This window comes from Cytobacillus sp. QJM3NY_8, from assembly GCF_056173585.1.
This window is the reverse complement of the sequence record NZ_CM149681.1, coordinates 1,146,157-1,170,214: the sequence shown is the minus strand read 5'-3', so window position 1 is coordinate 1,170,214 and position 24,058 is coordinate 1,146,157. Positions and strand designations below refer to the sequence as shown.

Annotated in this window: 27 protein-coding genes; 13 read left to right on the top strand and 14 right to left on the bottom strand. The window is 41.8% G+C overall.

Features of this window, described 5'->3' with window-relative positions; translation table 11 throughout:
• Window positions 1-15: 15 nt before the first annotated feature.
• Window positions 16-240: a hypothetical protein gene (locus AC0VZ9_RS06200; protein ID WP_019383506.1), complete on the top strand. Its 225-nt coding sequence runs from the start codon at window positions 16-18 to the stop codon at window positions 238-240.
• A gap of 32 nt (window positions 241-272) precedes the next feature.
• Here the strand turns inward: AC0VZ9_RS06200 and mutY are convergent, their stop codons facing one another.
• The gene (mutY, locus tag AC0VZ9_RS06195) at window positions 273-1,373 is read right to left on the bottom strand and encodes an A/G-specific adenine glycosylase (protein WP_475397146.1); all 1,101 of its coding nucleotides are present in this window, start codon (window positions 1,371-1,373) and stop codon (window positions 273-275) included.
• Window positions 1,374-1,605: 232 nt separating this feature from the next.
• Here mutY and AC0VZ9_RS06190 point away from each other — a divergent pair, with 232 nt between their 5' ends.
• Entirely contained in the window at window positions 1,606-2,586 is a 981-nt protein-coding gene (locus tag AC0VZ9_RS06190) for a metal-dependent hydrolase (protein ID WP_009335834.1), read from the top strand.
• 32 nt (window positions 2,587-2,618) lie between these two features.
• Here AC0VZ9_RS06190 and AC0VZ9_RS06185 read toward each other — a convergent pair whose 3' ends face one another.
• A complete protein-coding gene (locus AC0VZ9_RS06185) occupies window positions 2,619-2,888 on the bottom strand; it encodes a YfhJ family protein (RefSeq protein ID WP_251157534.1) in 270 nt (89 codons plus the stop codon).
• 128 nt (window positions 2,889-3,016) lie between these two features.
• Here AC0VZ9_RS06185 and AC0VZ9_RS06180 point away from each other — a divergent pair, with 128 nt between their 5' ends.
• Window positions 3,017-3,187: a small, acid-soluble spore protein K gene (locus AC0VZ9_RS06180; RefSeq protein WP_009335832.1), complete on the top strand. Its 171-nt coding sequence runs from the start codon at window positions 3,017-3,019 to the stop codon at window positions 3,185-3,187.
• A gap of 20 nt (window positions 3,188-3,207) precedes the next feature.
• The gene (locus AC0VZ9_RS06175) at window positions 3,208-3,366 is read left to right on the top strand and encodes a YpzG family protein (protein WP_009335831.1); all 159 of its coding nucleotides are present in this window, start codon (window positions 3,208-3,210) and stop codon (window positions 3,364-3,366) included.
• 43 nt (window positions 3,367-3,409) lie between these two features.
• Here AC0VZ9_RS06175 and AC0VZ9_RS06170 read toward each other — a convergent pair whose 3' ends face one another.
• A complete protein-coding gene (locus tag AC0VZ9_RS06170; RefSeq protein ID WP_113883199.1) occupies window positions 3,410-3,739 on the bottom strand; it encodes a YfhH family protein in 330 nt (109 codons plus the stop codon).
• A 227-nt stretch (window positions 3,740-3,966) separates the two neighbouring features.
• On the opposite strand from AC0VZ9_RS06170, the gene AC0VZ9_RS06165 reads away from it, so the two are divergent.
• On the top strand, window positions 3,967-4,638 hold the full coding sequence (locus AC0VZ9_RS06165) for an SDR family NAD(P)-dependent oxidoreductase (RefSeq protein ID WP_252246049.1): 672 nt from the start codon (window positions 3,967-3,969) through the stop codon (window positions 4,636-4,638).
• 18 nt (window positions 4,639-4,656) lie between these two features.
• Here the strand turns inward: AC0VZ9_RS06165 and recX are convergent, their stop codons facing one another.
• Window positions 4,657-5,460 (bottom strand): recombination regulator RecX, encoded by an 804-nt coding sequence (gene recX / locus AC0VZ9_RS06160; RefSeq protein ID WP_475397497.1) that lies wholly within the window; start codon window positions 5,458-5,460, stop codon window positions 4,657-4,659.
• 259 nt (window positions 5,461-5,719) lie between these two features.
• Here recX and AC0VZ9_RS06155 point away from each other — a divergent pair, with 259 nt between their 5' ends.
• The 3 genes from AC0VZ9_RS06155 to AC0VZ9_RS06145 all read left to right on the top strand — a co-directional run bounded on the left by AC0VZ9_RS06155 (window position 5,720) and on the right by AC0VZ9_RS06145 (window position 7,105).
• Complete coding sequence (locus tag AC0VZ9_RS06155; protein ID WP_475397145.1) at window positions 5,720-6,625, top strand: TIGR01777 family oxidoreductase; 906 nt, start codon at window positions 5,720-5,722, stop codon at window positions 6,623-6,625.
• 73 nt (window positions 6,626-6,698) lie between these two features.
• Window positions 6,699-6,824 carry a YfhE family protein gene (locus AC0VZ9_RS06150; protein ID WP_081757217.1) on the top strand — a complete coding sequence of 42 codons (126 nt, stop codon included), beginning with the start codon at window positions 6,699-6,701 and terminating at the stop codon, window positions 6,822-6,824.
• Window positions 6,825-6,916: 92 nt separating this feature from the next.
• Window positions 6,917-7,105 (top strand): YfhD family protein, encoded by a 189-nt coding sequence (locus AC0VZ9_RS06145; protein WP_009335826.1) that lies wholly within the window; start codon window positions 6,917-6,919, stop codon window positions 7,103-7,105.
• A gap of 309 nt (window positions 7,106-7,414) precedes the next feature.
• Here the strand turns inward: AC0VZ9_RS06145 and AC0VZ9_RS06140 are convergent, their stop codons facing one another.
• Window positions 7,415-7,918 carry a DoxX family protein gene (locus AC0VZ9_RS06140; protein ID WP_475397144.1) on the bottom strand — a complete coding sequence of 168 codons (504 nt, stop codon included), beginning with the start codon at window positions 7,916-7,918 and terminating at the stop codon, window positions 7,415-7,417.
• A 309-nt stretch (window positions 7,919-8,227) separates the two neighbouring features.
• Here AC0VZ9_RS06140 and AC0VZ9_RS06135 point away from each other — a divergent pair, with 309 nt between their 5' ends.
• Window positions 8,228-9,289, top strand: a complete 1,062-nt coding sequence (locus tag AC0VZ9_RS06135; protein WP_475397143.1) for a M20 family metallopeptidase — start codon at window positions 8,228-8,230, stop codon at window positions 9,287-9,289.
• 73 nt (window positions 9,290-9,362) lie between these two features.
• On the top strand, window positions 9,363-10,031 hold the full coding sequence (locus tag AC0VZ9_RS06130; RefSeq protein ID WP_019383493.1) for a vWA domain-containing protein: 669 nt from the start codon (window positions 9,363-9,365) through the stop codon (window positions 10,029-10,031).
• An 87-nt stretch (window positions 10,032-10,118) separates the two neighbouring features.
• On the opposite strand, the gene AC0VZ9_RS06125 is transcribed toward AC0VZ9_RS06130, so the two are convergent.
• From AC0VZ9_RS06125 to AC0VZ9_RS06090, 8 genes are all read right to left on the bottom strand, one after another.
• The gene (locus AC0VZ9_RS06125; protein ID WP_009335822.1) at window positions 10,119-11,948 is read right to left on the bottom strand and encodes an ABC transporter ATP-binding protein; all 1,830 of its coding nucleotides are present in this window, start codon (window positions 11,946-11,948) and stop codon (window positions 10,119-10,121) included.
• On the bottom strand, window positions 11,941-13,671 hold the full coding sequence (locus tag AC0VZ9_RS06120) for an ABC transporter ATP-binding protein (RefSeq protein WP_009335821.1): 1,731 nt from the start codon (window positions 13,669-13,671) through the stop codon (window positions 11,941-11,943). The genes AC0VZ9_RS06125 and AC0VZ9_RS06120 overlap by 8 nt, the downstream gene beginning before the upstream one ends.
• Before the next feature lie 164 nt (window positions 13,672-13,835).
• Entirely contained in the window at window positions 13,836-14,816 is a 981-nt protein-coding gene (locus AC0VZ9_RS06115; RefSeq protein ID WP_475397142.1) for a glycerophosphodiester phosphodiesterase family protein, read from the bottom strand.
• A gap of 105 nt (window positions 14,817-14,921) precedes the next feature.
• Window positions 14,922-15,632, bottom strand: a complete 711-nt coding sequence (locus tag AC0VZ9_RS06110) for an ABC transporter ATP-binding protein (RefSeq protein WP_009335819.1) — start codon at window positions 15,630-15,632, stop codon at window positions 14,922-14,924.
• Complete coding sequence (locus AC0VZ9_RS06105; RefSeq protein WP_009335818.1) at window positions 15,625-16,398, bottom strand: ABC transporter ATP-binding protein; 774 nt, start codon at window positions 16,396-16,398, stop codon at window positions 15,625-15,627. Before AC0VZ9_RS06105 ends, AC0VZ9_RS06110 begins: the two co-directional genes overlap by 8 nt.
• Complete coding sequence (locus tag AC0VZ9_RS06100) at window positions 16,370-17,347, bottom strand: branched-chain amino acid ABC transporter permease (protein ID WP_009335817.1); 978 nt, start codon at window positions 17,345-17,347, stop codon at window positions 16,370-16,372. The genes AC0VZ9_RS06105 and AC0VZ9_RS06100 overlap by 29 nt, the downstream gene beginning before the upstream one ends.
• 12 nt (window positions 17,348-17,359) lie before the next feature.
• Window positions 17,360-18,235 carry a branched-chain amino acid ABC transporter permease gene (locus tag AC0VZ9_RS06095; protein ID WP_009335816.1) on the bottom strand — a complete coding sequence of 292 codons (876 nt, stop codon included), beginning with the start codon at window positions 18,233-18,235 and terminating at the stop codon, window positions 17,360-17,362.
• Between the two features lie 92 nt (window positions 18,236-18,327).
• The gene (locus AC0VZ9_RS06090; protein ID WP_009335815.1) at window positions 18,328-19,482 is read right to left on the bottom strand and encodes an ABC transporter substrate-binding protein; all 1,155 of its coding nucleotides are present in this window, start codon (window positions 19,480-19,482) and stop codon (window positions 18,328-18,330) included.
• 299 nt (window positions 19,483-19,781) lie between these two features.
• Here AC0VZ9_RS06090 and AC0VZ9_RS06085 point away from each other — a divergent pair, with 299 nt between their 5' ends.
• From AC0VZ9_RS06085 to AC0VZ9_RS06075, 3 genes are all read left to right on the top strand, one after another.
• The gene (locus AC0VZ9_RS06085) at window positions 19,782-20,699 is read left to right on the top strand and encodes a proline dehydrogenase family protein (RefSeq protein ID WP_009335814.1); all 918 of its coding nucleotides are present in this window, start codon (window positions 19,782-19,784) and stop codon (window positions 20,697-20,699) included.
• Between the two features lie 153 nt (window positions 20,700-20,852).
• Window positions 20,853-22,316 (top strand): sodium/proline symporter PutP, encoded by a 1,464-nt coding sequence (putP, locus tag AC0VZ9_RS06080; protein WP_009335813.1) that lies wholly within the window; start codon window positions 20,853-20,855, stop codon window positions 22,314-22,316.
• A 122-nt stretch (window positions 22,317-22,438) separates the two neighbouring features.
• Window positions 22,439-23,668, top strand: coding sequence for a PucR family transcriptional regulator (locus AC0VZ9_RS06075; RefSeq protein WP_019383490.1), 1,230 nt, complete (start codon window positions 22,439-22,441; stop codon window positions 23,666-23,668).
• Here the strand turns inward: AC0VZ9_RS06075 and AC0VZ9_RS06070 are convergent.
• Entirely contained in the window at window positions 23,642-23,890 is a 249-nt protein-coding gene (locus tag AC0VZ9_RS06070; protein ID WP_448896938.1) for a hypothetical protein, read from the bottom strand. The two genes, AC0VZ9_RS06075 and AC0VZ9_RS06070, sit on opposite strands and share 27 nt — an antisense overlap.
• Window positions 23,891-24,058 lie beyond the last annotated feature (168 nt).

Below are 24,058 nucleotides of genomic sequence, written 5' to 3'. Positions count from 1 at the left end.
AAAGGAAGATGGCAATTGTTTGTCGGACGTGATATGACAGAGCTCTCTATGATGTCAAAATCAGACTGGAAGGACAGTGAGCTTGCTTTTTACCATCATTCATTTCAGCAGATCATGCCTTATTTAAATGCTGAGGGCCAAACCATCCATAGGGAAATCATCGAAGAAATAGAAAACCGCGGCGGCTTGAAAAGACAGGAAGCTGATTATACGCATGGAACCCGGGTAAGCTACGATTAATCATATAGAAAAAGGGGGCACGCCCCCTTTTTCTATCCTCTGCTATCCAAATATTGCTTCCATATTTTCTGGTGGGAAACCGGAAAAGGAAATTCTTTAATTTCTTCAAGGCTGACTAATTTCAAATCATTTTTTTCTTCTTCAAGTATTATTATTTTTCCTTTATACACATTTATGTTCCATGTTAGATGGGAAAAAACGTGTTCAATCTGACCAGTCATTTCTTGTATTTCCACTTCGGCGCCAAATTGTGTGCTGAACACATCTTTCATCTGCTCTTTGTCGCTTACATAAGCAATATTGATTTCTGCCATCGGAAATTCCCAGAGATTAGCAAGAAGGCCTTTTTCATGCCGTTTGTGTATCAAAATTCTTTCGTGATCATCTATGAGGACAGCTGCAGCTAACTGGACATTTCTTTGCTTCTTTGTTTTAGTTTTTACGGGCAGCTCATGCTGCGTCCCCTCATAAAAAGCAGTACAATGTTCTCTCACCGGGCATAATAAGCATGAAGGTGACGTTGGTTTACAAATTAATGCGCCAAGCTCCATAAGGGCCTGATTGAAATGGGACGGATTTTCATGTGAAATTAATTTTCGGACGGAAGACTCAAAGATCTTCCTCGAAGAAGGCTTGGCGATATCATCCCAGATAGAGAGGATACGCGAAAGGACCCGCATGACATTGCCATCCACAGCTGGTTCCGGTATTCCGTAAGCAATACTGAGAATTGCTCCTGCTGTATAAGGCCCTACTCCTTTTAATGAAGAAATTTCTTTTGGTGTATCTGGAACTCTTCCGCCATATTTTTCATGGACTTCCCGGGAAGCCGCCTGAAGGTTTCTTGCTCTTGAATAATAGCCCAAACCCTCCCAGGCTTTTAATACCTTTTCTTCGTCTGCTTCAGATAGATCCTTTACAGTCGGAAACTGTTCAATAAAGCGATGAAAATAAGGAATTACGGTATCCACCCGCGTCTGCTGAAGCATAATCTCGGAAACCCAAACCTTGTAAGGATCCTGGTCCTTTCTCCATGGCAAATCCCTTTGCTCAGCTTCAAACCACCTGAGCAAATCATCTTGAAAACCATTTATATCAACTGATTCAATCGTATTTTGATTAACTTCTTTCAATTTTTAATCCTCCTGATGTTAAACAATCGGAAAATATGGGAATATATTAGTACAGTCGCTTCTTTAATCCTTAGTTCTTGATGATTGAACATTATTCAGCAACTCCTTTAAAGGTACCCATATTCAGCTGTTAATACAAGAAATTTGCTGGTACACTAAAAAAGCGGCATCAAGTCCGCTATAGATTAAATCAAACACTAGATCATGTCCCAAGGAAGGAGGTATTTTCCTCTTGGATACCGGCACACATGTAGTTATGGGGCTGGCGATTGGCGGCATTGCCACTCTTGACCCCGTTGTTGCTGAAAGTTCTGCTACAGCAACAAGTGTCATGATTGGAGCCATAGTCGGTTCCCAAATACCAGATATAGATACTGTTTTAAAACTAAGAAATAATGCCGTTTATATTCGCAATCACAGGGGAATTACCCACTCCATACCTGCTGTGCTGCTTTGGCCTCTTGCCATACTTGCAGTTGTTTACCCATTTTTTCCAACAGCAGATTTGCTTCATTTATGGCTGTGGACTTTTTTGGCTGTTTTCCTGCATGTTTTTGTAGACATATTTAATGCTTATGGAACTCAGGCACTTCGGCCCTTTTCTTCCAAATGGGTAGCTTTGGGAATCATTAACACATTTGACCCATTTATTTTTGGGATCCATGTCGCAGGATTATTTATCTGGGCCTTCGGGGCTCATCCTGGTTATACATTTTTAATTATCTATGGCATTATTGTCGTGTATTATCTTCTTCGATTCGCAGCTCAGAGAAGTGTGCTGAGAGCTGTAAAAGTAATTATACCGGATGCCACAGAAATCATCATTGCCCCAACAATGAAATTCAATCAATGGCGAGTTGCCGTGATGAGCAAGCAGCAATTTTTCGTAGGGCGTGCTGTTAAAAACCATGTGAGGATTCTCGATCAATTTAACCGCGTTCCTGTTCCTGAAACACCTGTAATTGAAGCCGCGAAGAAAGACAAAAATCTATCAGCATTCCTATCCTTCTCACCTGTTTACCGCTGGGAAGTGGATGAATATGATGATTATTATGAAGTTCGATTCATTGACCTCCGCTACCGGAGCAATGGACATTATCCATTTGTAGCCGTGGTCCAGCTCGATCGGGAGTTTAACATTCAATCATCCTATACAGGCTGGATTTTCAGTGAGGAAAAACTTCGAAAAAAACTGGATATCATTCCTGGCTAATGAAAACAGGCTGCTAAATAGGCAGCCTGTTTTCAATTCAGCGCATTTTTGTCCTGTTCGAGTAAATGCTTGTATTTAGGATTATTGGCAACAAATTCATGGAGCCTGCTTCCGTGGTTTTCTACCCATTGCCTTACGATTCTTTCTGTCATTTCAGCACCTTTATATTCTCTGCCAGCCTTGGCATAAGTTGCTTCAAAATCTTCCCATAGCAGTTCAATCCATGTCTGGGCCTGGCTTGCTGAAAGCATTTTGTTTTTTTCCAATAAAAGCACATAAAGCTTTTGCTGGTACTCATTCATAAAAGTCACCTCATTACCATTTATTAATAACCAGTATCCATCATAGCCTTTCGAAAAAAACAAATAATAGTATTACGTGATTGGCTAAGATGCCGTTCACGCTCTTATTCCGGTTTAGGAGGCTGCTTATGCGCAATAAAGCGAGAAATTTCCCAAATCAAAACAATATAAAATTGGAGGGGGAGCCGCGGGCTAAAGCAGAATATGCTTCACGCCGGGCTGATGGCACAATTAATACGCACCCTCAGGAACGAATGAGAGCTTCATCAAACCGCGAAAGTGACACACCAGAATTTTAAAATACGAGGAGGGTTTGGTTATGGGAAACAGCAAAAACTTTTTTGGGGATAACCCTTATTCCAGTCCATTTACTTCACCGCACTTTAGGCCTAAACGTGCACATTCACAAGTAAATGGTGAGACCCAGCAAACTCAAGACCTCATTATTTTAAAACGGCAGATTCGCAAAAATTCATAAAGTGAGTTAGACTGCACTAAAATCAGAAAGAGGATGGTTTACATCATCCTCTTTCTTCCAGTTTTTTCAGCATGGAGATCGGCAAAGCTTCTTCACCTTTGCTTCCATTTAGCCGGAATCCCCAGGCAAACACGCCATTCATATATTCAATTTTAAAGTAAACTCCTGGATCTCCATCGATTTCATAAATTTCACCAGGGGAAAAATCATCAGGATTGAGCAGGTAGGATTTCGCCATTATTACTTTGCGCTCAAGTACGGCAAACTCATTTACCATACCCATCTGTTCCGCTTTCCTTGCTTTTTCATTTAAGCTGGAAATTTCTTGCTGAAGCTCATACGTAGTCATTGTACTGTACCTTTTCTCCTGCATATTAACCCCTCTTACTTTCTCTAGATAATCGTATATGGTTTTGGTTAATTCTTGAAACTTCTGTTTAGTCTTTTAATGTGCCCGTTGTTTTCCGGTTCGACATACCTAAGTATATGAGAAAATGCCTGTTTAGAAAAGGGTCCTGCCTTTTGTTTTGATGCTATTTCACAAATATTGATCTTTTTTGTTAAAATGGTGTTTAAAAGACCTTCAAAGGAGGGAAACATATGAAGTCCGTCATCATTACCGGCGCGGGGTCCGGATTAGGCAAAGAGCTTGCTTTATTATTTGCCAGACAAGGATTCCATATTATTTTAACAGGAAGGACTTTGGACAAACTGCAAAGCGTGGAAAAGGAGATTCATGAAGCTGGCGGAAGCGCTCAATCCTTTACATTAGATATTGCAAAACTCCAGGAGATCAGCAGCTTGATGACGCAAATCCAAAGCCATGAACTTTTCGGCTTAATTAACAATGCTGGAGTTGGACATTTTGGGCCATTTGAACGTCTTGGAGAGCAGGAAATACAGGAAATGCTTCAAACAAACGTACTGGGCACTATTTATATGACTCAGGCTGTTCTGCCTTATTTTAAAGAAAAAAACGGCGGCTTGCTGATGAACATCATTTCGACTGCTGGCTTAAAAGGAAAAGTAAATGAATCTGTGTATGCAGCAAGCAAGTTTGCTGTAAGAGGGTTTACAGAGAGCCTTCAGAAAGAACTCGAAGACACGGATATTAAAGTTAAAGCCGTTTATATGGGCGGAATGGATACCCCTTTCTGGGATGAAAGCGACCATATCAAAAACAAATCCAGGCTTCGTTCTCCTGAAGAAGTGGCAGTAATGATTCTGGATAATTTGAATGAAGAGTCCATTGTAATTGAATCTAAAAAATAACACATGGGCTTCCATGTGTTATTCTTCATCACTTAAATATCGATCAATTAAATCAAACGAAAAGCCCTTTCTAAATAAGGTTTGTTTCATTTTTTGCCTGTATTCAAATTCAGGAAGATTAGCATATTTCCTCTTAGCTTTCTCCGCTTGATACTTTAGGGCAGCCAATTCTTCATCTTCTTCTTTTTCAATCTCCGTTTCAGATGTTGCTTCTTGAATGATGTCAAAATTAAAACCTTTACGCATTAACATCTGCTCCAGTTTTTGTTTGAGGATCTTTGATGAATCACGGCCATTTTTCTGTGCATGCTTTTCACACAGCCTTATTGCTGTACTTAATTCAGCTTCCCTTGAATACACCTCCAGCGCCTTATCGATTAATTTAGGGGATATCCCTTTCTCCTTTAGTTCAGTGCGGATTAAACCTTTCCCTTTATCTGATGTGTTCATTTGTGTACGCACAAAAGCTTTTGCATATTCTTCATCGTTCAAAAAATTGTAATCATACAATTTGTGAACAACTTCCTGAATAACCGGTTCTTCAACTTCTTTGTCAGCTAAATGTTTGCGGACTTCGGTTTCTGAGCGCATCCTTCTGGATAAATACTGAATAGCCATGTTATAGGATTTCCGGATATCATCCTGATAGCCAATTTCATTTAGTGAAAATTCATCAAGCTCCATTCCTTTTTTGAGCTGATGTTTTATTAATACATCTTCATCCACACTAAATGCATATTCTTCACCTTTCCCATAATCCATATATATATTGTAGCGGTCTGTGTTTTTTTTCTGAAATGTGATTTTCGTAATGATCGGCATTTTCTCCACCTCTTTTCTTAAATGTAACATAATCAAAGCCTCTTTTCGTATAAATTGTTGTTTTCCGCTCCAGGCTGCTCACTTTCTGCAGGCCGCGGGCGGTGAGTCTCTTCGACAGGGTCTTACCGCCGCAATAAACTCAATAAATAATATACAAAAAGCAACAAACCTTGCGAAAACAGCCTTATCAAAAAAGGATTTTGAAAGAGAACGTCGTAATCTGTAACAAGGTATTTGCACTTGAAAGGGGGAATCGCCCATGAGAATAGCCATCGCAGGCGGAACTGGCTTTGTTGGAAACGCCTTGGTGAAAAAATTACTGGAGAAAAAACATGAAATATTTATTCTAACGAGAAATATATCTCATAAGCAGCATTCTAAAAATCTGAATTATGTACAATGGCTGAACGATGATGATTCACCGGAAGATGTTCTGGAAAGCATTGACGTGTTTATCAACCTGGCTGGTGAGTCCATTAACAGTGGAAGATGGACGGAAGATCGCAAAAAACGGATATTAAACAGCCGCATTACAGCCACGAAGGAAGTTCGCCGGATTATCAGCCGCCTTGAAGAAAAGCCGTATACACTTATAAATGCCAGCGCCGTTGGTTACTATGGCACTTCCCAGGTTGAAACTTTCACCGAATCTTCCAGGAAAAGCGGTACTGATTTTTTGGCTGAAACAGTAAGACGCTGGGAGGAAGAGGCAGCCAAAGCAGAAGAATTTGAAGTCAGGACAGTATTCTGCAGGTTTGGAATCATTCTTGAGAAAAACGAAGGTGCTCTTCCGCGAATGGCCCTTCCTTATAAATTATTTGCCGGAGGGACTGTCGGAACAGGCAGCCAATGGGTTTCCTGGATTCATTTAGATGATGCCGTAAGCGGAATCCTTTTTTGCATTGAACACGAACAGCTTCAGGGTCCCGTAAATTTCACATCGCCCTATCCTGTGACTATGAAGGAATTTGGGCAAATACTTGGAGAAGTCCTTAATCGCCCGCACTGGATGCCTGCTCCGGGCTTTGCTCTAAAAATAGCTCTTGGAGAGATGAGTACCCTGGTATTAGAGGGGCAAAAAGTACTTCCTGAAAAATTGCAGTCATTCGGTTATGAATTTTTATATCCAGAATTAAAGGCTGCTCTTAGCGATATTTATAAATGAAATTTGTATCATTTTTTTCAAATAAGGGAAAAATAAGGGAAGTGTGAACCTTATTCTGAAAGGATGATACAAAGTGGACAAAAAGAAAAAAGACAAATCCAAAAGCACTTTATCAAGCATGCAGGAAGTAACTTATTCAAGAGAATTCAAAAGAGCTGACAAAGCAGGCGGATTTGCAGGCAGACAGTCAAAACATTAATTTCCACCCATACCATCCCTATTAAAGGCACATGATAAAGGTACGGAAACAATTAGTTTCCGCACCTTTATTGCTGAAAGGGGTTATTTGCAATGGGCCGTGCACATGGACATAAAACTCGCGATAAAAACAAATCATCACTTCCACAAGTACCAAAAAACATGAAATCTGACGGCATCGACGTAGAATTTAACCGCGAACTTGCCGATCATGATGATCTCGAGGCAATGGCACGTTCCAAGGCTGCTGATCAGCGGGCAAAGAGCAGACAAAAACGCTAGCCTAAATAGAAAAGCGGAAGCCCTTGCCCATGAAGGAGCACAGACTAAGAATGCCACGTCCTGTGGCAACGTCTGCATAACCCGTATCCTGCGGGCCTCAGGCATAAGTCGGTTCCTGTAAGAAGGCGTTCTTCCTTCTGAAAGGAAATGGCTTATGACGTCCCTAGGAGCCGCAGTTAGACAAGCTTGTGACCTCGAGGGGGCAGTCACTGGAGCGAGACATTTATCGGCATTCAGAATTCTATGCTTTTCTATTATTAAAGGACAAAAAAAGCAGGAACCTCAGGTTCCTGCCTTTCATATTTCTGCTCAGTGAGTGTGTGCTTCTTTTTTGCCTATTCCGTGACCGCCTTTTATCATTGTTTTAATATAGGGGATGGCGAATCTGTCAACACCCCAGCAGTAAGCACCTGCACCTGTAAATAGAAGGATGATTGCTGCTGTATATAGTATTGGGTTAGTGCTTGTTGTTCCTGCTAATAGGAAGTTTAGATTCATGAAAGCTCCTGCGATTAATGCCGGAATGGTCGCTGCTCCAAGTATTAGTCCAATTCCAACTAGGACTTCACCCCATGCAACTAAAGTACTGAATAAATCTGCGTTTGGCAATGCTACATTTTCCAGGAAGCCCGCATACCAGCCCTGCACTGCCGGATGGTCGCCAGCGGCTTGTGCTATGGCCCCCTGCATGAATCCATCTGCATTAAAACCGCCTGCTACCTTATGCCATCCTGCTTCCAGCCATTGTATACCAAGCCAAACCCTTAATATTGTCCACACGACTGCTGTCTTAGGAGTTTTCCACCATTTCATGATAATCATCTCCACGTTATTATTGTGAGAAATTTCACATATTCATTTAAAAATTTTTTCCCTATCAGGGAATTTAAAAGCCGGCCAGCTCTTGAGAGGAAAGATTGCTGCCGTGAAGTTATTTGTGAAATACTTCACTAACTTTCCTCACTTATAATATACTTCTTTCCATCCCTTTTCGCAATATACTTCACTAATTCTTCACAAAATATCGGACTATCATTAATAAGGCTGTTTTCATCCGGCCAAAGCGGGAATAGGAATAGTACTGTGTAAATTATTGCTGCATTAAAGGAGGACCTTTGACACATGCTTGAAAGCTTGCTGAAAGATCTCATTGCTATTAATAGCTCTTCAAAGGAAGGAGCAAACCAGGCTATTGAATATTGTCATCAATGGCTGTCGGGCCACGACCTTCCTTCTAGAATAATTGAAAATAATGCTTATAAAATGACAGTCTGTGAAATTGGAAGCGGTGATCAGACCGTTATTTTTAATGGGCATGTGGATGTTGTCTCAGGAAAGGATGAACAATTCATTCCTGTAGAACTCCGCGATAAAATATATGGACGCGGGGCAGCAGATATGAAAGCCGGGGTTGCGGCCATGATGTGTGCAGTAAAAGAACTCCGCAATAAGCCAATTGGCGTAAAAATTCAGCTTCAAATTGTATCAGATGAAGAAATCGGCGGTTTTAATTGTTCCGGGTATTTAGCAGAACAGGGGTATCGCGGGGATTTTGTCATTTGTTCTGAACCGACTCAGCTCGGAATTGCGCTGGAAGCAAAAGGAGTTATCAGGCTGGACATCCAGATAGACGGAGATCCGGCCCACGGCAGCCGTCCATGGGAAGGAGTCAATGCCATTGAAAAGGCTTTTGAAGTACATCAAAAACTATTAAAATTGCCTTTTGCAAAAGAGGCGTCTGAATTTTTTCCGCAGCCTTCGATTAATCTGGCAAAAATAACTGGAGGAGATGTTTATAATAAGGTGCCTGAAAAATGTATCATGTCGTATGATATCCGGTACTTGCCTGAACAGGATCATGAAGAGATCATCAAACAAATCGAGAATATCACAGATGGAGAAATAATCATGAATATGTTCAGCAAGCCGCTTGTGACAGCCAGAGACAATCCTTTCATCTTAATGCTTGAACCTATTGTTGAAAAACACACAGAAGATAAAGCCGTTTTCTTTGGACAGCATGGTTCTGCCGATACTGTGTTCTTTGCCAATTACGGGATACCAGCTATCGAGTTTGGCCCAACCGGCATGAACTGGCACGGTGATAATGAATATGTCCTGCCGCATTCCATTCATTTATATGAAAAAATGCTTATCGACTTTGCCATGAAATTCTCGAATTAAGATGCAAATTAAATGCTAATAGTCTCCCAATATGGTAAATTTCCGGTATATGATTAAAGGGGGATTCAGAGTAATGAGCTCTATTAGTTTATTGAAAAAATCTGCTGGAATTGTGCTGCAGAAAAAGAACCTGACAAATGTTACTGCCAGAGTTGGACTTGTACTGGACATTTCCGGCTCCATGCGCAAGTTATATAAAAACGGGACTGTCCAAAGGGTTGTGGAGAGAATCTTAGCAGTTGCCAGCCAATTTGATGATGACGGTGCACTTGATATTTGGGTCTATGATAATGAATTTTCCAGGCTGAAGCCGGTAACAGAACATGACTTTGAAGGATATGTGGATCAATATATATTAAATAATGATCTGATTCACAAATTCGGAAGAAATGATGAACCGCCAGTAATGGAGGATGTCATTCAGAAATATACCACAGAAGATCCTAGTAAAGACCCTGCCTTCATTGTTTTCATTAATGATGGGGGCTGTAAAAGAACGATCAAAAAGCCGGTTATAGCATCCTCCGATAAACCATTATTTTGGCAGTTTGTCGGCATAGGCGATTCAAACTTTGAAGTACTGGAAAAATTGGATGAAATGGATGGCCGCTATATCGATAACGCAAACTTTTTCCACATTAAAGATATCGAGACCATTTCTGATAACGAACTTTATGACCTCTTGCTGAATGAATTCCCTGACTGGCTAAAAGAAGCTAAGGAAAAGAATGTCATTTTATAGATAAGCAAAAAGGCGGATTTGATATTAATCAAGTCCGCCTTTTGCATCCCTGCTGGCCATATACCCATTTTGCATCCAACTGTCATTTCAAGCATTAGCACCCACTGCCGCTTTACCGTGAAGCCGATAGTAAAAGCCTTCCTGTTCAAGCAGAGAATCATGAGTACCTTCCTCAATAATCCTGCCCTCTTCAAGAACAAAAATTTTATCCGCTTTCTGAATCGTATTCAGACGGTGGGCAATGACAAAACTGGTCCTGCCTTTCATCAGTTCCTGAAGGGCATCCTGAATCTTAAGCTCTGTCACTGTATCAATGCTGCTTGTTGCTTCATCCAAAATTAAAATGCCCGGGTTGGCCAGAAATGCACGTGCAATGGAAAGAAGCTGCTTCTGCCCCTGACTTATGCCATTTCCGTCCTGACTCAGCACTGTCTCATACCGCTGAGGAAGTTTCATGATAAAGGAATGGGCATTGGCAAGCTTAGCCGCTTCCACCACTTCATCATCTGAGGCTTCCAGCCTGCCGTAGCGGATATTTTCGCGCACAGTGCCGCGGAATAGAAAGGAATCCTGCAGCACAAAACCCATATGCTTCCTCAGGCTTTCTTTTTTCACATTGGCTATATCTTCACCGTCAATTAATATAAGGCCTGAGTCCCGTTCATAAAACCGTGAGAGCAAATTGATCATTGTTGTCTTCCCTGCACCTGTCGGACCAACTAAAGCAGCAGTCTGTCCTGCTTTTACATGAAGGTTTACATCCCTTACCGTATTTCCATCTTCCTCATAAGAAAAAGATACATTATGGAACTCTACCTCGCCTTTTACTCCGGTAAGTTCTTTTAGCTGCTCTTCATTTCTGAATTCTTCATCTTCATCCATAATGTCAAATACCCGCTCTGCTCCTGCAATCGCTGATAAAAGTGTGTTAAACTGGTTTGCCAGGTCATTAAGCGGACGTGTGAATTGCCGGGAATACTCCGTGAATATGACAATGACACCGATTGAAATCATACCATTCAGGGCAAAAATGCCTCCAACCCCGGCAATAATGGCAAAGCTCATGTTGTTCAGAACATTCATCAGCTTCGGGATAAATCCGGAATATGTCTGAGCCCAGAACCCTGCCCCCCTAAGTTTTTCTCCTTTTTCCCGAAACTCGGCTATAACTTTCTTTTCCTGTGAAAAGGTCTTGATGATCCTCTGTCCTGATATGGTCTCTTCAATAAAACCGTTCAGCTCTCCAAGATTCTTTTGCTGCTCTTTGAATAACCTTCCTGTCCGTGCTGTAATCCATTTCATTCCAAAAAACATCAGCGGCACAATGATCAGAGTAATGATCGTCAGCAAAGGACTGAGCCAAAGCATAACGGAAACTGTGCCAATCAAAGTCAGCAGGCTGGAAAAGACCTGGATCACTGAACTGTTCAGAGTCGAGCTGACATTTTCAATATCGTTTGTTACCCTGCTCATCAGTTCCCCCTGCTGCCGCTTGTCAAAGAACGGAATAGGGAGCTTATGCAAATGTTTGAAAAGCTTCGTTCTCATTGTAAATACAGTATCCTGTGCGATGCCGATCATCCAATAATTCTGAAACCAAAGTGCAAGCGAGTTCAGCACATATATGACTCCAAGCCAGATCAGTAAGGCAATAAATCCATTGCTGTTCTTTGTGACAATATACTCGTCGATCGCCATCCCGACTAAATAAGGACCAAGCAGCCCCATTGCTGAGCTGATAACCACCATTAATAGAACAAGAGATAACAATCCTTTATTGTAGGCCAAGTATGTCCAGATTCTTTCTAATGTGAAATTAATGTTCTCAGATTTCGGCTTTTTCCCTTTAGTAAATTTACCATTCAAGTCGAGAGGTATCTTTTTATATTGGAAAGGTTCTTTGAGCTGTTTAAGCATAATTTCTGTTCTCCTCTCCAGATTGGGATTGAAAAATCCGCTTATACAATCCCGATGTTTTAAGGAGATTCTCGTGGTCTCCCTCAGCCAGAAGCCTTCCATCTTCAAGCAATAAGATTCTGTCTGCTTCCATTGCTGTACTGATTTTCTGTGTGATAATCAGTGTTGTACAGGTATATTTTTTTAAAGAACTCAAAAGTTTTGCCTCTGTTTTCATATCCAGTGCACTTGTACTGTCATCAAGCAGAAGGATTTTCGGCATTCTTACTAGCGCCCGGGCAATGGATAGACGCTGTTTTTGCCCGCCCGATAAATTAACACCCTTTTGTCCCACTTTTGTTTCATAACCTCGTGGCAGCTTCATAATCGTTTCATGTATTTGTGCATTGACAGCTGCTTCAGTTATTTCCTCCATCACTGCATCTTCCTTGCCCCATGAAATGTTCTCTTTCACACTGCCTGTAAAAAGCAGGGCTTCCTGAGGTACAAAGCCAATTTTCCTGCGGAGATTCTCCATTTTCATTTCCCTGACATCATGCCCATCAATTTCAACTTTTCCTCCGGTCACATCATATAGCCGGGGGATGAGCTGAAATAAAGAGGTCTTCCCTGAGCCTGTTGCACCTAATATCGCTACTGTTTCCCCGGGATATATTGTAAAGCTGATGCCGTCCAGTACCTTCTCAGAAGTGCCTGGGTAATGAAAAGATACATTATTAAATAGAATTTTGCCCTGACTTACTGTAAGGGCATTCCTGGATTCTGAGCTGTCTGTTAAATCCACATCAGTCTCCAGCACCTCTGCAACACGATTCGCAGAGGCCCGCGCCCTTGAGAATGCCATGATAATCCAGGAAAAAATGGAGAAAGCGGCCGTTATCCTGGTAGCATAGTTAACAATTGCAACAATCTCTCCAACCTTTACATCCCCTGTATTTACCTGTATGCTGCCAAACCAAAGCACGCCAAGAATACTAAGATTCATGATTAAGAGCAAAACAGGCATGGTCACTTCCATTAGGCGCAATGCTTTAACCGTTCCATCTCTAAGATCCTCATTCGTGCGCGTAAATCGTTTCACTTCATGATTTCTGCGGACAAACGCTTTAATTAGCCGAATCCCTGTCAGATTCTCCTGCATGACGCTGTTCACAGAGTCCAGCTTTTCCTGGACTGCTTTAAAGAGCACGCCTCCTTTTCCCATTACCCAAAACAGAAATAGAAAAAGGAATGGGGCCACAGCTGATAAGATAAGAGCAAGTTTCACATTTACCACAAAAGCCATTATAAGGCCGCCAATTATTAATAGAGGGGCTCTCATCATGATTCGAAGACTCATAAAAACGGTATTTTGAAGCTGCGTAATATCATTAGTCATTCGGGTAATTAATGAAGATGTCGGAAAAAGATTAAAGTTGGCAAAAGAGAAGGATTGTACCTTGTCATATAATCTTTTCCTTACATCAAAACCAAAGCTTTGGCTGACATGGGCAGCATAAAAGGAATTAATGACTCCAGCCGCAAAGGCGGCAAAAGAGGCAGCCAGCATAATCCCTCCCCACTTCACTACCTCCTGAAGATTATTCTGAAGGATGCCTTCATCTATGATCTTTGCCATTAGCAATGGCTGAATAAGCTCAACAGCAAGCTCCGTCAGCATTAAGAATAATGCTATTGCCACCGCTATCCGGTAAGGCTTAAGAAATGCTAAAACTTTCGCCATTTATAGTCCCCCAAGCTGTAATTGCAATTTATAATATATGTATAATAAGACAACTAAAATCCTTCGGCAAACTAAATAAACCTATTAATATCATAATCCTTTTTACAAAATTTTTAAATAATTCCATTAAAAAAATTAAAAAACGCCTGGATCAGACCAAGCGCCTATTCATTCTTATATATGGGGGCAATCAGGTCGATCCTGTTTGTCCATATGCCTCCTGAATAATCATCAGGCAGCCGTTCCATGTCTTCCGGTCTGTCAAATCCTTCCGACCAGCTCCCGTCCCCTGCAACCACAATAACTCTTGTGCCTGCATCATCCATTCGATTCAAGAACTTATTTGGCCAGCCCCATAACAGCTTTGTATATGATTCAGGAATATGAAGCTGTGTGTTATGGCAGGAGTTTGGAACATATCCTGTCCACCCCGTTCCTAAATAAGGGAGAAGGCATTCTTTCAAAGTTGCCTTGGACATCCCCCTCATTGCAGGCATTTCTTCTATCAGAGCAGCAATAGGTTCGTCTCCTCCATAAACAGATATTTTCTCCAATCTGTCTTCTGAAAACATGGACAGGTATTCAGCAAGCTTTTCTCCTTCTTGGGGATCGTTGCTTTTAATATGGATTAAGAAATCTCCTTCCGGAAACTCTTCCATGACTTCATCAAGGCTTGGCATCATCCCGATTCCTTTACCGCGAAACGGATAGGTTTTTCCATTATCAGCTGTGTAGCCATATCCAATGTCCAGCTTTTTTAATTCCTTCATTGTATAATCTCTGGTATTTCCCTTTGCATTTGTCCGGCATTCCAGCGTCCAATCATGGAACACCGCAAACTGTCCATCCTTTGTAAGCTGAATATCCAGTTCAACTGCATCTGCACCTGCCGCAAAAGCTGCTTCCATGGAAGGAATCGTATTCTCAAGAAAGGAATGCTCAGGCTCGTAAATTCTTTCAGCCGTACAGGTCTCCCCTGTTATCCCTTCCATATGAAAGGTCTGGGCCATTCCTCTATGGGCGAGAAGCAGCGGCTTATCATTTCTTTCTTTTGTAAGCAGGGAGGTGTTGTTTAAAAACATAAATACGCCGAGAATTAATAAGATTATGATCAGCCGTTTTAAAATCTTCTTTACCTTTTTCATTTGTCCTCCGGTTTTTGCAGAAATAAATCTTTTCTCAACCGATTTTACCATAATCCAATAGGTAAAAATATAAAAGGCCAAATCTAAAGATTCGGCCTTTTATTGTTAGCTTGATTTCCGCCCCAGGTAAGCTTCCATGATTCTAGGATCATTCAGGAGCTTTTGTGAGCTTCCCTCAGCAACCATTTTCCCTGTTTCCAGGACATACCCATAATCGGATATTTTTAGTGCCTGTCTTGCATTCTGCTCCACCAGAAGAACAGTTGTGCCTGCTTCGTTAATTTCTTTAATAATTTTAAAGATATCTGCCACTATTAGAGGGGCCAGCCCCATTGAAGGTTCGTCAAGAAGAAGCAGCTTTGGTTTGCTGAGGATCGCTCTCGCAATGGCCAGCATCTGCTGCTGGCCCCCGGATAATGTTCCTCCAAGCTGCTTCTGTCTTTCTTCAAGGATTGGGAAACGTTCCATTACATTCTTAATATCCTGGTCAATTTCATTGTCCTTCCGATGGTACGCTCCCATCTCAAGATTTTCAAGCACTGTCATTCCTGAAAGAATCTGGCGGCCTTCCGGAACAAGGGCAATCCCTTTGCGCAGCAGCTGGTCCGGCCGCAGTCCCGTTACATCCTGCCCCTGAAATTGAATGCTGCCGGCTTGAGGCTTGAGCAATCCGGAAATGGTCTTCATAGTCGTTGTCTTTCCTGCTCCGTTTGCGCCAAGTATCGTAACAATACTGCCTTCTTCCACTTCGAGGCTGATGCTTTTCAGAACCTGGATTTTTCCATAAAAGGCGTTAATCCCGTTTACCTTAAGCATACAAATCTTCCTCCTCACTGCCGAGATAGGCTTCGATGACATCCGAATTATTTTGGATTTCAGCAGGTGTTCCTTCAGCAATCTTCTTGCCGAAGTTTAGCACGGCAATACGGTCGCATAATTTCATGACAAGCGGCATATCATGCTCAATCAGCAGGACGGTAACGCCTTGTTCCTGAATTTTTTTGATGAGATGAAATAATTCGCTTGTTTCTGTTTCGTTCATTCCGGCTGCCGGTTCATCCAGAAGCAGCAGCTGAGGAGAGCTTGCCAGTGCCCTGGCAATTTCCAGCCTTCTTTGCTGGCCGTATGCCAGGCTGTCAGAAACAATATCCGCAAAACCTCCCAGCCCAACAAACTCTAATAGTTCATTCGCTTTGCTGCGGATTCTTTCTTCTTCTTTCCGCTGTGATTTTGTCCTGAATACACTGCTGAACACCCCGGATTTACTCCGGCAATGCTCCCCAACCATCACATTTTCTTCTGCTGTCATCTGGGGAAACAAGCGAATATTCTGGAATGTTCTGCAAATGCCTTTTTTCGTGATAAGGTGCGGCTTTAAGCCATTGATATTGTCTTCATTAAAGATAATCTCGCCTGAGGTAGGCGTAAACATCGATGTAATCAGATTGAACATCGTTGTCTTCCCGGCTCCGTTTGGACCGATCAGCCCAAAGATCTCCCCCCGGTTAATAGAGAACGAGACATCAGACAGGGCACTCAGCCCGCCAAAGTTTTTACATGCTTTTTTGATTTGAAGTACCATGCTTTTGCCTCCTCTTTGATGCTTTAAGCTTGAGCCAATTTAAAATATTTACATCAATTAATCCCTGTGGCCGGACAGCCATCATAATAATAATGATCAGACCGTAAATCATGTAGCGGTATTCGCTTATAAACCTGAGCACTTCGGGCATTACAGTTAAGAAGAGCGCTCCAAACACCGGTCCCCAAATTACTTCGCTTCCTCCGAAAACTGCGAAAATCAGTATCTCAACCGCACGGTGATAGGCAAAATCGGCCGGACTTATGTAGGCAAGAACATGTGCAAATAATGCACCTGCAAATCCGGCTACCAGTGCCCCCTGTGCAAATGCCAGGACTTTATAATAAGTAATATTGATTCCCATTGACTCTGCTGCTTTTTCATCCAGCTTAATCGCTGCGAAAGCCCGTCCCACTCTGGAGCGGTTCTGCCTTCTGAAAAACGTGATTATGCTGATTGTAACCCCTAACAAAATGAGGAAAATAGCGAGAAATACAAACTGGTTATTTTGGAGTCCAAGTATTTTCGGATCAAAGCCAAATTCTTTTAAAGTATTCAGCAGTTCACGGCCCATATGAGGAATGCCTGATAAACCTACAGCTCCCTTTGTCATAGACTCCCAGTTTACAAAAATAACCCGGATAACCTCTCCAAACCCGAGAGTCACAATGGCGAGATAAACCCCCTGAAGCCTTAATGTCGGTATCCCGATAAGGATTCCGAATAAACCCGCCAATAAAGTGCCCGAAAGTATCCCCACAATAATAGGAAGGTCAAAGTTCAGCGTCAGAAGGGCCGATGTATAGGCACCGATCCCCATAAATCCTGCATTGGCAAGCGAGAGCTGACCAGTTGATAGAGTAATATATATACTTACCCCTAAAATAATGTTGATTAATATAAAAGAAGCTACCTGTAAATAATATGGATTTATTAATTCTGCAAGCATGAGTTCACCTTCTTACGCTGAAATTTTTTGGCCAAACAATCCCTGCGGCCTGATGAGAAGGATGACGATAATTGCCGCAAAAGCTATTGCATCCTTGTATCCCGAATTGCCGTAAACAACGACAAAGGTTTCCGCCAAGCCAAGGATAAGGCCCCCGGCCATCGCTCCCTTGACATTCCCCATGCCGCCAAGAATGATGATGGCAAGTCCTTTTAGCCCAATGGATAATCCCATCTGAGGGGTAACAGAGTTAAATGCCATTCCGACCAGGATCCCGGCAATCCCGCCCATCGCAGATGCGATAATAACAGTCATCGTAATCGTTCTTTTCACATCAACACCAAGCAGGCTTGCAGTTTCAAGATTTTCAGCAGTTGCCCTTAAGGCTTTTCCTGCCTTTGTTTTGCCTAGCCAAAAAGAAAGGGCGTACATGAGAAGGACAGAAATGATAAAGATAACAATCTGCACAAGATATACGGTTATCGAACCAATCTGGAAACTTATTTCCGCAAAAGAAGCACGGAAAGGATGGTTGCCTGGACCAAAAATATGGTGCGACAGGTTCTCCAGCAATATTGAAACACCAATGGTACTGATCAATGGCGCCAGATGGGATACTCCCTGTTTATTCCTGAGAGGTCTCAGGGCAAATCGCTCAAGCAGATATCCCATTGCGGCAGTTACCAAAATCGCTGCCATAAAGGCCAGCCAAAGCGGCCCTTTGAATGTGGAAGTGACAACAACACCAATGAAGGCCCCGAACATAAAGATTTCTCCGTGTGCCATATTGATAATGCCAAGCACCCCGAAAACCAATGTAAACCCAAGTGCAACGATGGCATAAATGCTGCCAAGGGTAATTCCGTTTATTAATTGTTCAATTAACACGGTATTCACCTACTAACTTTATTTATATGAATCATTTTCTTAAAAGTAAGCTCTGGCACTGATAGCGCCAGAGCTTCACTTTTGCAGCTTTCTTAATTAAATTCCTTAAATGCCCCGCCTTCGATAACCAAAACGGTCGGATCCATTACGACATCCCCTTCTTCATCAAAAGAGAACTCCCCAAGGATTCCATTAAAGCCTTGGATTTCGGCCAAAGCATCACGAAGTGCATCACGATCAGCTTCACCCGCATTTTTTAATGCTTCAGCCATAATGTATAGTGCATCGTAAGCCTGTGCTGCAAATTGGTCAGGCTTTTTGCCGTATTCTTCCTCATACTTACCGACAAATTCCTTGACCTTATCATCTTCTTTTTCACCATACCAAGGAGTTGCCACAATCAGTCCATTTGCTGCATCCCCTGCGATATTGATGACCTCAGGAGAATTGAAGCCGTTTCCTCCTACAAACGGGACATCAATGCCCATTTTCCTTGCCTGATCCATTATGACTGCACCTTCATTGTAAAGAGCCGAAGCCAGAATAAGGTCTGGCTTTAAACCTTTAATTTTCGTCAATTGCGCATTATAGTCTGATTGTCCTTTTTGGAACGTTTCAATCGTTAAGATTTCAAGCCCCTTCTCTTCTGCTGCTTTTTTCATCGTGTCAAAGCCGGATTTTGTAAAAACATCATCATTTCCATATAGAATTGCTACTTTTTTAGCATCATATTTCTCAATGGCTTTATCTATTGAAGCAGGAATCGCCAATGCTTCAGGCAGCGAGTTTCGGAAGACATAGTCCCCAATTTGCGGAATCCCTTCTGCAGTTGTTGAAGTCCCCATAATCGGTACCCCGTTCAGATCGGCTTCTGGACCAACTACATTCATTTCTGTACTTAATGTAGGCCCGATAATGCCTGTCACATTCTCTGAATTCATAAGCTTTTGTGCTGCTGTCAATGCCTGATCCTGCTTGCCGGCGGAATCTTCTATAACAAGGTTTATCTCGACTTCACCCTTGCCGTTGATTTCTTCCTGTGCGAGCTTTAAGCCATTTGTGATTGCTTCGCCATAAGCTGCACCCGGCCCGCTGATATAAGAAATAACTCCAATGTCGGCTTTAACTGCTCCTCCGCTGCTTTCCCCATCCTCATCCCCTGCTGCCTGATTGCCGCCGCATGCAGAGAGGACAAGCAAACTGGACAATGCTGTAAATTGCGCAAATTTCTTTAACTGCTTTCTCATTTTCTCTAACCCCCGTTATCAGAAATAAGTAAATATTCAAAACTATATTACTATTTAAATACAAATGCTTGTCAATGTAAACAATAATATGGAAACTTTTCTTACATATTAATTGACAACGGAAAGCGGAAGTTGCCTGGAACTGAAGCAGATGTTTCATCGTCTGGAAAATGCAGCCTTTCATTGTCTTCTGTCAACAATAGAAATATAGAATCTTTGTTTTTTATGAACATTGTCGTAACTTGTCACAGAATTGTAAGATTAATCTAAAGATATAACCATTGGAGGTGCCGGAAGAAATGGAAGCGATTACAAGAGACTTTTTTCTATATTTATCAAAAAATAGCTTACTGAATAAAATTGCCCAGAACAGAGGCGGAAGTTTTGCGGCAGGTAAATTAATTGGAGGGGTTGATTTCAAAAGCAGCGTCCGCTTTATCAGAGATCTGAATAATCAAGGACTTTCTGTAACAGTGGACCATTTGGGAGAATTTGTTGATTCTGTTGAAGTGGCTAATGAACGGACAGAGGAATGTATTTCAACCATTGAAATGATCAGCAAAGAAGGACTTGATTCACAGGTATCCCTAAAAATGACCTCTCTTGGTCTGGATATCGATCGTGATCTTGTTGTGAAAAACATGACAAGAATTCTTGATACTGCCGAGAAGCATAAAATTATGGTGACAATTGATATGGAGGATGTACCGCGCTGCCAGGCCACTATCGATTTGTTTAAGCAGTTTAAAGAGAAGTACAGCTGTGTAAGTACAGTTCTGCAGGCTTACCTGTATCGGACTGAAAAGGACCTCGAGGATTTGGGGAAATATCAGCCTTTTTTAAGAATGGTAAAAGGTGCTTATAAAGAATCACCGGAGCATGCTTTTCCTGAAAAGACAGATGTAGATGAAAACTATAAGAAATTAATTGAGCAAAGTCTGTTAAACGGAAATTATACAGCAATAGCTTCCCACGATGATCAGATCATTGAGTACACAAAAGAATTGGCAAAGAAGCATAACATTCCAAACGATCGCTTTGAATTCCAAATGCTCTATGGCATGAGGAATAAAACACAGCTGGAACTGGCGAAGCAAGGCTATAAGATGCGTGTCTATGTACCATACGGAATGGACTGGTATGGATATTTCATGAGAAGGCTCGCTGAACGCCCTGCTAATATTGCTTTTGCTTTTAAGGGCATTTTCAAAAAGTAAAACTTTAAAATTATTTTTCTTCCAAAACAATAAAATACAGCTATAATAATAACCAACCATTTGTGATTTCTAAGTAATGAGAAAGCAGCCCACTGCTTTCTCATCGCTTATTTTATCTAAATATTTGTAAACTAACAAAAAGGAGGCTTACAAATGGATTATGCATTAATTATATCCATTACCGTGTATATGATTGGGATGCTTTGGATTGGCTATTATGCCTATAAAAGGACTTCCAATCTATCAGACTACATGCTCGGAGGACGAACACTGGGTCCTGCGGTAACCGCTTTAAGTGCGGGTGCATCCGATATGAGCGGCTGGCTGCTGATGGGACTCCCGGGAGCCATGTATGCCACTGGCCTAAGCGCTTCCTGGATTGTCCTTGGCTTAACACTCGGGGCATGGGCGAACTGGCTTTATGTTGCACCTAGGCTTCGCACGTATACTGAGGTAGCCAATGATTCTATTACGATCCCTGGTTATTTAGAAAACCGTTTCGGGGATGCTTCCAAAATTCTGCGCCTGATTTCAGGATTAGTTATCTTAATTTTCTTTACCTTTTATGTATCATCAGGCATGGTATCCGGGGGAGTATTATTCCAAAGCACCTTTGGGCTGGATTACCACACAGGTTTATGGATCATTACTGGTGTAGTAGTAGCGTATACACTATTCGGTGGATTTCTTGCGGTTAGCTGGACAGACTTTGTTCAAGGTTTGATTATGTTTATCGCCCTCATTCTTGTACCATTAGTAACACTTTTCCATGTAGGCGGATTTGGGCCGGCAATTGATACTGCAAGAACAATCAATCCAGCTTTCCTTGATATCTTTAAAGGAACAAGTCTTTTAGGCATCATTTCCCTTTTTGCTTGGGGACTTGGCTATTTTGGGCAGCCTCATATTATCGTCCGCTTTATGGCTATCAGTTCTGTTAAAGAAATCAAGAAAGCCACCCGCATTGGGATGGGCTGGATGATTTTCTCGAGTATTGGCGCTATGCTGACTGGTTTTGTGGGTATTGCTTATGTTGCTGATACAGGCATTTCAATAGAGGACCCTGAAACCATTTTCATTCTTCTTGGCGAGGTTTTATTCCACCCGATCATCACTGGATTCTTAATCTCAGCCATTCTGGCAGCTATTATGAGTACCATTTCATCACAGCTGCTTGTAACATCAAGCTCATTGACGGAAGATTTATATAAAACGTTCTTCCGCCGCTCAGCTACAGATAAAGAATTGGTTACAATAGGAAGATTATCTGTATTACTAGTTTCTATCATTGCATTGATTATTTCATGGGAGAAAAATGAAACGATTCTAGACCTTGTGGGTTATGCATGGGCTGGTTTCGGATCCGCTTTCGGACCTCTTATCATTCTTAGCTTATATTGGAAGCGCATGACAAGATGGGGAGCATTAGCCGGAATGATTGTTGGGGCAAGCACTGTCATCATTTGGTCTCAAGCCGGATTATCTGAAGTACTTTATGAAATGATTCCAGGCTTTGCTGCCAGCTTAATTGCCATCATAGTGGTAAGCCTTCTAACTGCAAAGCCATCTGCAGAAATCGAAAAACAATTTGCTGACTTTGAAAAATCCTTAAAATAACCTAAACGTTTCAGGACTGGGCCAAGAAAATGCCCGGTCCTTTTTCTTTCGGCAAAATTCGAGTGGTGCCTCCCATTGTTTTTCACTATAATAAGAACAGCAATGTTTAGGAGGGAGTCTTAATGAGTCAGCCGCTGGAGAAAATCCTTAATATGACAGATATAGATGAGATTACAGAAATGGTCAGTACTTTTTTAAAGAAGCCTGTTGTCATCGAGGATGAACAATTCTCACTGCTGGCCTATAGCTCGTATTATATTGAACATTTTGATTTGGCGAACCAGCAGACCATATTTTCTAAGAGATGGCCCATACCCATTTTGGAGAAATTTATGGATGAAGGCATTGTTGATCAGTTAAAGACAATTCCTGAGCCTTTTAGAATTAAGAAAATGGAAGAAATCGGCCTTAACCAGCGCGTGGTTGTAAGTGCAAAATATAAAGAGCAGATACTGGGTTTTATTTGGGTTCAGGAAATAGAAGACGCTCTATCTGAAAGCGAAATGAACTTTCTGCATGATGTTTCCTTTCATATTGGAAAGCTATTATATCAGAAAAACCTGAAAAAACTGCGCAAGGAAGAAGAAAAACATCAATTTTATCAAAAGATTATTGATCGTACCTATCAGACGGAAGATCAGATCAAATGGGAGGCGGCCAATGTTAAAATCATCCTCCCTGAGGCCTTTATCATCAATGTATTTTCTGTCGTGCAGGCAGATGAAGAGATATTTGCGGAATTGAATGAAACCGTTCGGCTGTTTGCAAATGCCCTCAGCCATCCAGCTCACATATTTACAAACCAGCATGAAATTATCGTCATGATCGGCAGCAGTTCACCTGCACCCGGCAGCCTATCAGAAGACGCACATGAATTAACCAATACCGTTCTTAGCCAATTCAGACCGCAGACTGTGTATGCAGGGATCGGAGGAGAATATTCCTCCATCTTAAAACTGCGCAAAAGCTATGCAGAGGCTCTGGAGGTCATCAAAGCCGCCAAATTCATTGGATCACCTGAAGAATTGCCGTATGAATATAAAAAGCTATGGGTATTCCGTTATTTAGAACCTATTGCTCAGCATAACAGCCTGACTAAATATGTAAATGAAGACCTTTTGAAGCTGCAGAAAAAAGACCTGGAAAGCCAAACCAGCCTGCTGAAGACGCTTGAAGTGTATTTATTGAACAACTGCCGCCTTAAGCCGACAGCGGAACAGCTTTTCATCCATACCAATACATTAAAATACCGAATGAAACAAATTACTGATTTAACATCCATCGACTTTGATGACTTTAACACAAGATGCCAGCTGTACATTGATTTACAGCTGCTCAAGCGGAAGAAATAAGAATACTGGCTGGCGGAAGCGATTCATGACGACTTTTTCATGTTTGTTTCCTGATTTGCGGCTCATGAAGCGTCCATGGCGACTATTTTTCCCTTTGCTTCCTGATTTTCGGTTTCCTGAAGTGCTCATGGCGACCATTTTTCCCTTTGCTTCCTGACTTTCGGCTTCATGAAGCGTCCATGGCGACCATTTTTCCCTTTGCTTCCTGACTTTCGGTTTCATGAAGTGCTCATGGCGACCATTTTTCTACTGGCTTCCTGGTTTTCAGCTTCATGAAGCGGTCATGGCGACCATTTTTCTCTTTGCTTCCTGATTTTCGGCTTCATGTAGTGCTCATGGCAACCATTTTTCTACTGGCTTGCTGGTTTTCAGCTCATGAAGCGGTCATGG